Source organism: Methylobacterium sp. 001424705, from assembly GCF_059816145.1.
The window spans coordinates 1-11337 of the sequence record NZ_JCBANU010000005.1 but is presented as its reverse complement, the minus strand read 5'-3'; the positions used below and the strand labels follow the sequence as shown (position 1 = coordinate 11337).

11 protein-coding genes are annotated in these 11337 nt (G+C 66.7%); 7 read left to right on the top strand and 4 right to left on the bottom strand.

The window, feature by feature from the left end:
* The first annotated feature begins 116 nt into the window (after window positions 1–116).
* Window positions 117–1577, top strand: a complete 1461-nt coding sequence (locus AC6EUL_RS05675; RefSeq protein ID WP_499869339.1) for a glycosyltransferase — start codon at window positions 117–119, stop codon at window positions 1575–1577.
* 101 nt (window positions 1578–1678) lie between these two features.
* Here AC6EUL_RS05675 and AC6EUL_RS05670 read toward each other — a convergent pair whose 3' ends face one another.
* Window positions 1679–5200, bottom strand: a complete 3522-nt coding sequence (locus AC6EUL_RS05670) for a rhamnosyltransferase WsaF family glycosyltransferase (protein WP_499869337.1) — start codon at window positions 5198–5200, stop codon at window positions 1679–1681.
* 393 nt (window positions 5201–5593) lie between these two features.
* On the opposite strand from AC6EUL_RS05670, the gene AC6EUL_RS05665 reads away from it, so the two are divergent.
* Complete coding sequence (locus tag AC6EUL_RS05665; RefSeq protein WP_499869335.1) at window positions 5594–6691, top strand: O-fucosyltransferase family protein; 1098 nt, start codon at window positions 5594–5596, stop codon at window positions 6689–6691.
* Window positions 6692–6744: 53 nt separating this feature from the next.
* Here the strand turns inward: AC6EUL_RS05665 and AC6EUL_RS05660 are convergent, their stop codons facing one another.
* Together AC6EUL_RS05660 and AC6EUL_RS05655 are read right to left on the bottom strand one after the other, a co-directional pair.
* Window positions 6745–7650, bottom strand: a complete 906-nt coding sequence (locus AC6EUL_RS05660; protein WP_499869333.1) for a ketopantoate reductase family protein — start codon at window positions 7648–7650, stop codon at window positions 6745–6747.
* Between the two features lie 82 nt (window positions 7651–7732).
* A complete protein-coding gene (locus AC6EUL_RS05655) occupies window positions 7733–7957 on the bottom strand; it encodes a hypothetical protein (RefSeq protein WP_499869331.1) in 225 nt (74 codons plus the stop codon).
* 195 nt (window positions 7958–8152) lie between these two features.
* On the opposite strand from AC6EUL_RS05655, the gene AC6EUL_RS05650 reads away from it, so the two are divergent.
* The 5 genes from AC6EUL_RS05650 (at window position 8153) to AC6EUL_RS05630 (ending at window position 10658) form a co-directional block, all read left to right on the top strand.
* Window positions 8153–8716, top strand: a complete 564-nt coding sequence (locus tag AC6EUL_RS05650) for an Hsp20 family protein (protein ID WP_499869329.1) — start codon at window positions 8153–8155, stop codon at window positions 8714–8716.
* Between the two features lie 134 nt (window positions 8717–8850).
* Entirely contained in the window at window positions 8851–9372 is a 522-nt protein-coding gene (locus AC6EUL_RS05645) for an Hsp20/alpha crystallin family protein (RefSeq protein ID WP_499869327.1), read from the top strand.
* Window positions 9373–9515: 143 nt separating this feature from the next.
* A complete protein-coding gene (locus AC6EUL_RS05640) occupies window positions 9516–9884 on the top strand; it encodes a hypothetical protein (RefSeq protein WP_499869325.1) in 369 nt (122 codons plus the stop codon).
* A gap of 15 nt (window positions 9885–9899) precedes the next feature.
* Window positions 9900–10274, top strand: a complete 375-nt coding sequence (locus AC6EUL_RS05635) for a hypothetical protein (protein WP_499869323.1) — start codon at window positions 9900–9902, stop codon at window positions 10272–10274.
* Between the two features lie 18 nt (window positions 10275–10292).
* Window positions 10293–10658 carry a hypothetical protein gene (locus AC6EUL_RS05630; RefSeq protein WP_499869321.1) on the top strand — a complete coding sequence of 122 codons (366 nt, stop codon included), beginning with the start codon at window positions 10293–10295 and terminating at the stop codon, window positions 10656–10658.
* Window positions 10659–10746: 88 nt separating this feature from the next.
* Here AC6EUL_RS05630 and AC6EUL_RS05625 read toward each other — a convergent pair whose 3' ends face one another.
* Window positions 10747–11157 (bottom strand): DUF1236 domain-containing protein, encoded by a 411-nt coding sequence (locus AC6EUL_RS05625; RefSeq protein WP_499869319.1) that lies wholly within the window; start codon window positions 11155–11157, stop codon window positions 10747–10749.
* Window positions 11158–11337: the final 180 nt, after the last annotated feature.

Genomic DNA, 11337 nt, shown 5'->3' with positions numbered 1-11337 from the left:
CGCGGGCATCGAAATCCGAGCCGCCGGACCAGTGAATTTGTATCGACCGGTCCAGGTGCTCTAAAGGACTGCCTCATGGACGTGATTTTAGCGCAAGGCCGGTTCGTTCTGTCAGAGTGCTGGAAAATCAGCTGGTAGCAATGCTTCCCATGATTGCGATGCTAAACTGGATCTATTTGACCTGGCGCGTTGAAAGATTGCTGGAAATTCTGAACAGAGATATCAATTTCGAAGAGTATTCTGCTTTAAATCCTGACGTGAGTCTTGGCGGGATGCACCCGGCTCATCATTTCATTCGGTTCGGATGGTCTGAAAATCGGTTGGTGACCGGAAGCCGAACGGCTGCGGAATTTTTTGCGACCCATTCGTCCGTCGCAGATGCCGTCACAAAGTTGAACAAAAACGTTTATCTGAAGGAGGTCGAGAAAATATTCGACCGCAAACATCCGTTTCTGTCGAAGAATGACGTTCGGTTCATCGGCTACGTCGAATCGAAGCTTGGGCTGGGAACTGCGACCCGAGGTACGGTCGCGTGTTTCCGTCGGTCGTCCTCCCGATACTCGATCTATCCCTACAGCCATGGCGCGGTGGATAGATACGAGGCGAAGTTTCAACCTGAGAAATACGATACCTATCGTCGACACAAGATCAACGTCTTCGAACTCGGTCTGGATCACATCGACCATGCCATCGACTATGTCAATGGTGGATCCGAGATCAAGTCTTATAACATTCTGAAGCTGTACTGGGAGCTTTCAGAGATACCGTCCGAAAAAATCGAGGCCTTGAACCTTTACGACGAAGTCTGGGCTCCATCGAAGTTTGTGCATGATGCCGTCGCAAAAGTTTTCAAAAACAAAATTCTAATCATGCCGCCCTACGTCGATGTCAGCTGTCGGGGACATTTCAAGAGGGATCGGTTTGGTCTTTCGAAAGAAAAATACTACTTCCTGTTCTCATTCGATTACAACTCATCGATCCATCGCAAGAATCCTTTCGCCGTCGTGAGAGCCTTTCAGGCTGCTTTTCCGCTGACCGACTCGTCCGTCGGTCTCGTCGTCAAGTCGAATAATTCGAGGAACTCGTCCGTCGACCCACGGCTGGTCGCGGAGCTGAAAAGTATCGATGAACGGGTCGTATTTATCGAAGACTACTTTGATCGTGCGACGATGCTGTCACTTATTGCTTGCTGTAACTGCTATGTATCGCTTCATCGTTCGGAAGGATACGGCATGGGAATGGCGGAGGCTATTTGTCTTGGCCGAAAGGTGATTGCGACGAACTACTCGGGAAATATCGATTTTCTGAATCGATACAACAGCTTTCCGGTGGATTATAAAATGGTCGGCGTCGAGGCCCATCAGTACAATTTCGCTGCCGGTCAGACATGGGCTGAGCCGATCCATGAGAGCGCCGTGCAGCAGTTTCGTGCCGCCGCCCGCGACCGTGTTCCCCGCGTCAGAGGCCTTATCGAACAGCAGCTTTTCTATCGCCGTTCCATACCTAGCAAGGCGCAACTGGCGAAGATGATGTCATCGCGCATTCACGCCATCAAGGAAGCGCTTCGGCCAAATTAAAGTAAGGCTTGGGTCTGTTTGAGGATGCGAATGTATTACAAAGTTCTATGAAAAGGCGAGTGCGCATTAAAGACTGTTAATCAAGCGCATGAAGCTCTCTTTCAAACTGATCGACCGTCGACGGTTGCGCGGTTCTGGTCGAGACGCAGCTGCAGGACACGCTCGGAAATGCCCTGTTCTTCAGCGAAGGCCCGGTCGCGCGCATCCATGCCACGGATCGCTCCTTCCGCGTCCGGATGCAGATCGATGCCGAAGTGCTCCGCCCAGAAGCGTCCCTCGACCGCCGAGACAGCGCGCTGCTGGGCCATGTCGAAGGCGTGGGAGTGGTAGACCACTGCCTCGTCGACATAGGCCTTCTGAAAGCCAAGCCTCAGGGCCTCCGCCGCCCAGATCTGGTCCTCGCCCCACTCGACGTCCGGATAAGGCAGGATCTTCCAGGCTTCCCGAGACATCGCCGAATTGTTGTCCGAGTAGAACTGCAGGGTCATCGCCCAGCTCTGGCCACCCGGGTAGAAGAAGCTCGGCAGGCCGGTTTCGCGATCGATCACATCGGGCAGGAGGGCGAGGCGGTCGAACATCTCCTGCAGATCGCGCCGGGTGAAGGGATCGTGGTCCGGATAGGCCTCGTGCCGGCCGATCACGCCCGCGACGCGCGGGCCTCGCGCGAAGCCGCCGATCAGGGCCGACAGCCACCGCGCGTCCTTCGGACAGGCATCCTGGGTCAGCAGCGCGACGTAATCGCCCTCCGATCGGGCGATTCCGAGATTGCGCGTCCGACCGTGCTGGAACGCAGCCTTGTCGATCGTCTCGACCCGGAACTTGCCGCCGCGCGCCCGCACGCGCTCGGCGGTGCCGTCCGTCGAGCCGCTGTCGATGACGAGCACATCGTAGGGGAAATCGCAATTCTGGCGGGACAGCGCGTCGAGGACACGGGTGAAATCCGGGCCGGCATTGTAGGTCGGGATGAAGACCGTGGCCCGCGTGCCTGTCAGTACGGCGGGTGCCGGGAACGCCTTCACGGTGACCGGGGCGAAGCCGGTCTCGCCGAGCCGCTCGAGCAGAGCGGCTTCCAGCGCGCGGGCGCTCCGCTCCCAGGACGTCGCCTGGGTGAAGGCGAGACCGCGGGCCCGCTGCAGGGCCTGGCGATCCGGATCCGAGGCGAGGCGCTCAATCGCGTCGGCGATCGCGTAGGGCATCGGGCCGGCGAAAGTGACCTCGTCGTTCTTGAAGATCGCCCGGGTGCTCTCGGTGTCGATCTCGATGACGGGCAGGCCGCAGGCCATCATCTCCAGCGGGATCAGCGAGTAGTTCGTCGTGGAGAAGACGATTCCCAGATCGCAGGATCGATAGAGCGCAGCGAGTTCCTTCGGCGTCAGGATGCCGTGCTGGACGTGGGGAAACGCATACTGAAGCACAAGGTCCGCCTGGCCGAACAGCGCGACCTCGAACGGGAATCCGCGCTCGGACAACGCTTCGAACGCGGCGAAGCCGAGGGCGACGGCCCGGCGCGGCGTATGCTCCCGTGCATAGAAGGCGATCCGAATGGGCCGGGCGGCGACGGCCGGCCGCGGCGCCCCCTCGGAATAAACCGTGTGATCGGCGCAGAGCTCCCAGGCCCGGGCCCAGACGCCGCGGGCCCGCATGCGGTCCAGCAGCCAGGTTCCGGCGCACAGATGGGCGAACCCGAAACCGTAGGTGGCCTCGGCGATCAGGTTCAGGTCCCCGGCGGCGTGGAAGGAGGGCTCGAAGTCCTGGATCAGGTAGAAGCGTTCCTTGACGTTCTGCACCTGGGCGGCCGGATAGGTGCTCCAGCAATCCGTGGCGATGAGCACGTCGGCCGAGATCTGGCGCACGTCGTCCGGCAGGAAGCGGACATGGACCCGCGATCCGATGGGCCGGTACCAAGTCTGGAGCAGGCGCTTCGCCTGCGCCTGGCTGTCGAAATGCGCGGCGTTCTGAAACCAGAGGGTCTGGTGGTGTCCGAAGCGTTCGAGCCACTCGACGAGACGGAAGATCGTCATGTGGCCCCCGGCCCCGCCCTGGGCGAAGGACGGCACGATCCAGTGCACGTCGAGGGCGTCCGGGTTGTAGAGCCGGCTGACCGGCGCCACCGGAAGCGGCGGCCGCCGCGCGATCCGCGGTGTGTCCCGGGGCCAGAGCGTCGCGGGCGGGCAGCGGCTGCTCTCCCGGTCGGGAAGGCCTGAGACCGGGATCAGGCGGTCGCGGCGTTCGGTGACGTAGTTGCGGACCGCGTAGCCGGAGGCGCGCACCACCAGCGGCATGATGCGTTCCAGGGCATGCGCGAAGGTCAGGTCGACCTGATCCGCCTCGGCTTCGAACCGGTCGAGGGTCGTCAGGGCGTCCGCGAGCGTCGTCAGGCCCGCGGTGCGGTACCAGGCCATCGATCCGGCCGGGTAGTCCGGTTGGGCTCCGGCAGCGGCCGGGAGTCCGAGGACGGCGAGGAAGGCGTCGATCGCCGCGCTGTTCTGCTCGACGTTCACGTATTCCCGGATGCGGTGGAAATTGCGGGGGTACAGGCAGCCCAGCGACGGGTCCGCCGCGAAGCGCTCTAGGACCCAGTCCACCAGCGCCTTCGATCCCAGGGTCTGGTCGAAAAGGTAGTGGCGCCACTCCTCGCCCCAGGAAACGTGGGTGCTGACCTTGGTGTGCAGATGCAGGACGACGTCGAAGGCGCGCCAGAGGTCCTGGCATCCCACGAGGAAGGGGCCGATGTCGCGGCCGCGATTCGGCACCACACGGACCTCGGTCGGCTGCGTCACGGCATGCCGGGCCATCGCGCGGGCGATGAACTGCGCATCGGCCGCGGAGACGGTCGTGATGACGATCAAGGCGTCGGGCGGCAGGTTGTGGAAGCCCGGGATCAGTTCCTTGATCAACTCCGGGTAGAAGCAGTGCGCGTGAACGCAGAGGCGCAGCGCAGGCCCTATCGTCTCGGTGGGGCGGTCCCTCAGGTCGACGGCGATCGACTCGGCGCTCGCCGTTTGCGGAGCGATCCGTTGGACCTGCGCATGGTAGGTGTCGATCAGGCTCCGTCCACGGCTCTCCTGAGCCGCGAACCTCCGGTGATAGAAGAAGGACTCGAACGCGGAGGACGGATCGCGAAACTCGGCTTGTCCGAAATGGATGAAGTGCTGGAGCGCAGCGATGTTCGCAGCGGCAACGTCGGGATAGTGGCTCTCGTAGAAGCCGGCATCGAAAACCGACCGGAACGTCGCCTCCGCCGCCGCGGAGGTCGTCGGCGGGACGTCCGGGCCCTCGCGCCAGCGGTAGCTCCCATAGAGCGCGACGCAATGCTCGGCGGGGGTCCTGGCGGTGACGTCGAGGGTCGGGTGAGCGGCGTAGAACGCCTTCGGGTCGAAGTCTTCCGTGGGGCGCCGCAGCTCGGGCCCACCGTCCAGGAGGTAGTGGATCAGCGGATTGATCCCGATCTCCTGCACATCACGGTAGGATGTCAGGTAGAATTGCGTGTCGAAGAACGGTGAGGGCCGGAAGCCCTTCTTCCAGCCGATCGTGTGGAAGTGCTTCTCGGCGTTGACGTAGCGCCCGATACCGTAGCTCTTCCTGTAGAACTTCCGATTGAACAGATTGCTCCTGCGGATCATGCCGACATGCCGTCGGAAAGATTTTCTTCTCCGCAAGAAAATCATTTTATCCCAGACCCTGCCGTGAAAATGAGATGCGGGCGCCACACCTGTCGAAGACCGAAGGCTCTGACGCCTTGGACAGAGCGAAACGAAAAGGCGCCGACCGCATCCGCGCCGAGGCCCTCGCGCAGACCGGTGGCCTGATAGCACCCCCCCTCGGCACCCGGCAACGCAGTCCCGGACCGGGCACCGCCCCCACGGATTTCATCGGGCAACTGAGGCCATCGCGGTCGTGCGGATCTCGGCAGCCGTGACGCCGCTGCGCGGGCCCGGTCGATGGCGCGAGGTCGGCTCCTGAAGCGACGCGTTCCGATCCTTGGTCGTCGCCGATTCTGCGTCTATGGACGTCCGATGAAAGCAGTCTACACGGCGCGTGGCGACGGGCTTGGCACCCGCATGCTCTCGGCCCTCTATGCCCGCATCCTGGCGGATCATCTCGGCCTGCCGCTGAAGGTGATCTGGGCTCCGCTGGGCGGCGCAAGCCTCTACGCCGATTACGGGCTGATGCACCCGGATTTCCTCCTCGATATCTTCGCCGATCGGACGCTGTTCATCGACGCGAATCCAGGCCTCCGCGGTGCGATCCTGACGCGTGACGCGATCGCGGATGTCCGGCTTCGAAGCCTGTACCATTCCATCGATCAGCTCGCCGGTCTGGGTCCGGACGCCTTGCTGGGTGCCTTGGGAGAATCCGAGGACCTGCTTTACGATTTTCCGGGCCCGCTCATCAATTTCATGTCCACCGAGATCGATCTCGGGAGCGCCCTCATGGCTGGGTGGGCGAGGGTGAACTGGAGCGCTGCGGTTCGCGAGGCGGTCGGACTGATCGGCAGGCGCATCGACCTTCCCACCTGCACCGCGGTCCATGTCCGCCGCGGCGACATCCTCGATGTCGTCAATCGCGGCGATCTCGAGCATCTCGTCAACGACGGGATGGTCCAGGTCCTGCAGCGCTATACACCGCTCTCTGCCTTCTTCCGGCAGATCGATGCATCGATCCAGTTGGGCGATATCCTGGTCTGCACGGAAGACGCGAATGTGGTGCAGCGCTTCGCTGATCGCTACGGACGCGCGCGCGTCGCGTCGAGCATCGGCCTCGACCTCACCGAGAACCAGCGTGCGGCCACCGATCTGCTGCTGCTCTCGAAGGCTCGGCAGATCTTCGCGCCGTCGGTCAGCTTCTTCTCGCATTGTGCCGCCGCCGTCAGCGGGGCCCGCCTCACGAACACGGGCTGGGACCTCGCGGCGAGCCTCGAGGAAATCCTGGCCTTCATCGATCGCAGCGACGCCACGCGGGTGCGGCAGGTCTCCGCCATCGCCTATGCCGCCGCGAGCCGCCTGGTCGCCGCGCAGGACCCGAGTCTCGCGGAGCAATTTCGTGCCCAGGCCGCGCACTTCGATGCGGGATTGTCCGGCCGCGTGATGGGCGAGCACGCCCCGGCTGCCTGAACCGTTCCGGCCTGTCCTCGGCTGGGCTCGGCGAACGGTCCTCTGGGCTTGGCTCAGGATAAACCTGGCCCATCTTGTCCCTCTAGCGCCCGAACAAGCGCCGTCAGCGCCTGATTGACCGGCGTGGCGATCCCGGCCGCCTGGCCTTTGTGCAGGATGAACCCGTTGAGGTGGGCGATCTCGCTGGGCCGGCCCCGCGCCAGATCCTGGGCGGTGGAGGAGATCTGGTCCGGCATGGTCGCCGCGAGGGCGAGGACCTGGATCAGGATGTCGGGCGCCACCGCGATGCTCGAGGCTTGCGCGACGGCGACGCATTCGGCCACGAGGTCCGTCATCACGGCGTCGATGCCCGGTACTCCGAGAAGCCGGCCGTAGGGCAGCCGCGTGATCGCCGAGAGGGCGTTGTAGGCGCAGTTGACGATCAGCTTGCCCCAGAGGGCGTCGAGGGCGCGGTCGGAGACCTCCGTCGGGATGCCGGCGGCGGCGAAGAGCGCGGCCACCTCGGCGCAGCGGGGGAACGGACCCATCACCACGTCGCCCCGGCCGTAATGCCGGACATGGCCGGGGCCCGGCATCCCGGTCGCGACGTAGACCGCCACCGGCACCACCGGCCGGCCGAGAACCGCCTGGAGCCGCTCGGGGTTGTCGACGCCGTTCTGAAAGCTCAGCACCGCTGCGTCGGGCGTCAGGAACGGGGCGATCGTCCGGCCCACCGTCTCGGTGTCGCCGGACTTGACGCAGACCAGCACCACGTCGGCGCCGGCCACCCCCGCCGCTTCGGTCGTGGCCTGCAGGCGCACCGCCTCCTGCCCGGCCGCGGTCTCCAGAAGGAGACTGCGCGCCTGGATCGCGTCCACGTGGACCGCCCGTCCGACCAGGGTGACGGTGGCCCCGGCGCGCGCCAGCAGGGCACCGTAATAGCACCCCACCGATCCCGCCCCCATCACGGCGACCTTCATCGCAGCGTCTCCCTGTGCGCGATCCTGATCGGAGGCTTACGGGAGGCCGCCGCCCAGGGCCAGCCGTCGTTCCCGACCGGTTTCAGGCCGCCGGGGCGAGGGCGTCGCTGCCCGCGGGGCTTTCGGTCAGAAAGGCGATGAGGGGGCGCATGAGCGCGCCCCCGCGGTCCTCACCGATCAGAACGACCTCGGTTATCGACGGGGCCGGCCAAGGCTCGGGAGCCCGCAGGATCCGCAAGGCCGCCTGCAAGAAGGAGCGCCCGAGCAGGGTCACCCCGAGGCCGCTGGCCAGCGTCTCTACGCCCATCAGGCCGCTCGTCGTGCAGGCTGCGACCCCGGCGCCGTGCCGGGCGGACCGAATCCTAGAAAAATCGATCGCGGCCCGGAACCGCATGCGGGCGACGACGTTTCGCGCGTGCGGGGCTCGATGGCCCGCGATCAGGGCGCCGGCGCACGCGTCCGGCGTCCCTCGTCATCACGTTGCTCAACGGAGGATGTGGTCATGAGGACTTACGATGTGTCACCCCTGTTCCGGTCCTCGGTCGGCTTCGACCGGCTGTTCGATCTGCTGACCCAGGCCGAGCGGGTCGAGGCCTCGACGGCCTGGCCGCCCTACAACATCGAGAAGGCGGCCGAGGACAGCTATCGCATCACCATGGCGGTGGCCGGCTTCACGCCGGACGAGATCGACCTCGTCCAGCACGACACCACCCTGCTGGTCTCCGGCCGGTCGACGGGCCCGGAGGGCGAGCGGCAGTATCTCCACCGGGGAATCGCGTCCCGGTCGTTCCGCCAGACCTTCAACCTCGCCGAACACGTCACCGTGCTCGGGGCGTCTCTGGAGAACGGACTCCTCACCGTCGACCTCAGGCGCGCGGTTCCCGAGGCTCTGAAGCCGCGCCGCATCGCCATCGGCGGGGCCCCGGGCGCCGTCGGACAGGATAACGCGCCGGCCCGGATCGGGGAGGCCGAGCCGGGGGAAACGCATGGGCCCGGCGTTCGGAGCGTCGAAGGCCCACGGACAGGTGACAACGCTCGCGCCCGGGGACAGCCCGAGGCCGCCTGATGCCCCGCCCGGTCGCCGCGCGAACCGAGCCCGGCCCCGTTCGGACATCCGCTCTCTCGCGGACCCGGGGTGCCGTGAAGACCTCCGGGCCCGCGAAAAACCGTTGGACGTCAACCCTGCTGATGGAGTGCATCATGAGTGTGAGAGATCTTCTTCCCTGGACGCGCAACGCGGGTACCGCCGGGCCGGGTCCGATGCGGTCCGAGCCGCTGAGCCCCTTCCTGACCCTCCACCGCGAGATGAACCGCCTGTTCGACGACGTCTTCAGCGGCCTGAACGGCGCGTCCGCCCTCGGCCGGGGCGGCGCCGGCTGGCCCAGCGTCGAACTCGTCGAGACGGACCAGGGCCTGCGGGTCTCGGCCGAGCTGCCGGGCCTCGACGAGAAGGATGTCGAGGTGCTGATCGAGGACGGTGTCCTCACCCTGCGCGGCGAGAAGCGCTCGGAGACGAGCGACGCGGCCCGCGGCTACACGGAGCGCGCCTACGGCCGCTTCGAGCGGACGATCGCGCTGCCGTTCGCGGTCGAGGAGGACAAGGCGGAGGCTACCTTTTCGAACGGCGTGCTCAGCGTGACCCTGCCCCGCTCGGCCCAGGTTCCGGCCTCGGCGCGCCGCATCGCGATCACCGGCGGCGTGCAGACCGGGACGGCCCATTGACCGGCGCCCGAGCCCGGGCGGCCTGACGCGGCGGACGCGGATCCTCGGGTCGCGCCCGCCGATCCCGCGCTCCCGAGGAGATCCCCGTTCACCCAGAGACTCTTGCTCACGAAGAGACCCTTGCTCACGAAGAGGAGGATGTCATGCAGTTGTCGGACACGACCATCGAGCGCCTGGGGCCGCTGGCCTCGGCGACCCTCCGGGCGACGGCCGTCGATCCGTTCGAGGCCTTCGTCGCGCCGGGCGACGTCTTCCGGCACCCGCGCGAGGTGCTGACCTATCCGGGCCTGTCGCTCGCCGAGAAGCGCGCCGTCCTGGCCTCCTGGGCCTCGGATTCGCGCGCCGTCGAGTCCTGCCCGGCCCTGCGCTGCCTCGAGGGCTGCCGGGCCGAGCCGGTGCCCCTCGACGCGGTGCTGGCCGCGCTCCAGGCCCTGGACGCGGTACCGGTGGCGGGGATCTGCGCCCGCGACGGCCAGGCGGGCGAGGCCGCTGCGGCGGACGGCCTGAACTGAGGGCGGAGGTGCGGCATGCCGACCTTTCCGCTGAAAAGCCCGCCCCATCGGCCGGACGGGCACCGCCGGGCCGGGATGCCGTGGCACGGCGCCGACGTGACGCGCCTTGTCGACGGGGTCGTCACAACAGGCCTCTGCGTCGGACTCGCCGTGCTCCTGCGGGCGTGGCTGGCCGGGCCGGCCCTGGCGGGCGCGACCCTGGCAGGGCTCCTCACGGGCGCCGGCTATGTCTGGCTCGCCGTGGCGATCACCGGGGACGCCGCACCCGGCGATACCCGGCGCGCGACGCCCTGGGACGTCACTGCCTGGCATGTGACCGCCTGGGATGTGGCCCTGGTGATCCTCGCCGCCAGCGTCGCCGTGCAGGCCGCGGCGCCGCTCGGTGCCTGATTGGAGCGCGAGACCCCCATGCGTGACACCATCCTCGCCGTCGGACACAGGTCGCCGCCCGTAGCTCCGGACCCTGGACGCCGCGACCCGGACTGGGAGCGTGCGCTCGTCAACCCGGCCGCGGTATTCGGCACCGTCCGGGCCGTCCTCGATCACCCGCGCCTGATGCGCGGCGTCAAGCGGGAGATCCTGCGGCGCTGGGCCTGGGACGAACACCTCAAGGAGGTCGCGGCCTCCGAGGGCATGGCGGAGGGGGAGCCGTCTTGCCTGGACGAGGTCCGGGCCGCCCTCCTCAGCCTCGACGCGGCGTGGCGGCCGAAGCCCTCCGCCCCCGCGGCGGCCATCCCGCCCCTGCGGGAGGCGGAGGACCGCCTCGCCGCCTGATTCTCCCGTCGTGGCGGGCCCCTCCCCGCAGGTGCCGCTCGGGCCTCTCCGGCCGGCTCGCTCCGGCGCGCTCAGTCGATGACTTTGATCAGTCGATCACCTCGACCACCCGCCGGGTGCCCGGTTCCACCAGCACCGGATGGTCGTTGACGATGGTGTAGTTGTAGCCCTTCAGCGCGAATTCGGACGGCACGTCGTAGTAGACCACCCCGTCCTCGGGCAGCACCGCGCCGACCCGGACGGTGCCCGGATAGACGTAGGACGGCCGCCGCTCGGCGCTGGCGTAGATCCGGAAGCGCTCGCGCCGGTCGACGCCGAGGATACCGTTGGCCGTGCCGACGGCGGCGCCGATCGCGCCGCCCACCACCGCGCCGAGGGGGCCGGCCGCCAGCTCGCCCCGCGCGGCCCCTTCCTGCGCGCCCTGGACGAGACCTTGCGCCTGGACCGGGCCGAGGCTCGCCAGGACGAGGGCCGAGGCGGCGAGGATCTTGAGGGTCATGGGGCGGGTCTCCGGTGCGGATGGATGCGGCTGCGAGCGGGCAACGCGGCCCGGCCCGTCCGGTGCCGGTGGTCGTACCGACAAAGCCGACCCGTGTCGCGCCGGACACAGCGGCGTCACGAGGCGTCTCCATGAGGGGCCAGGTTTCGCGCGTACAGATCACCAGGATGGGACAGGAAA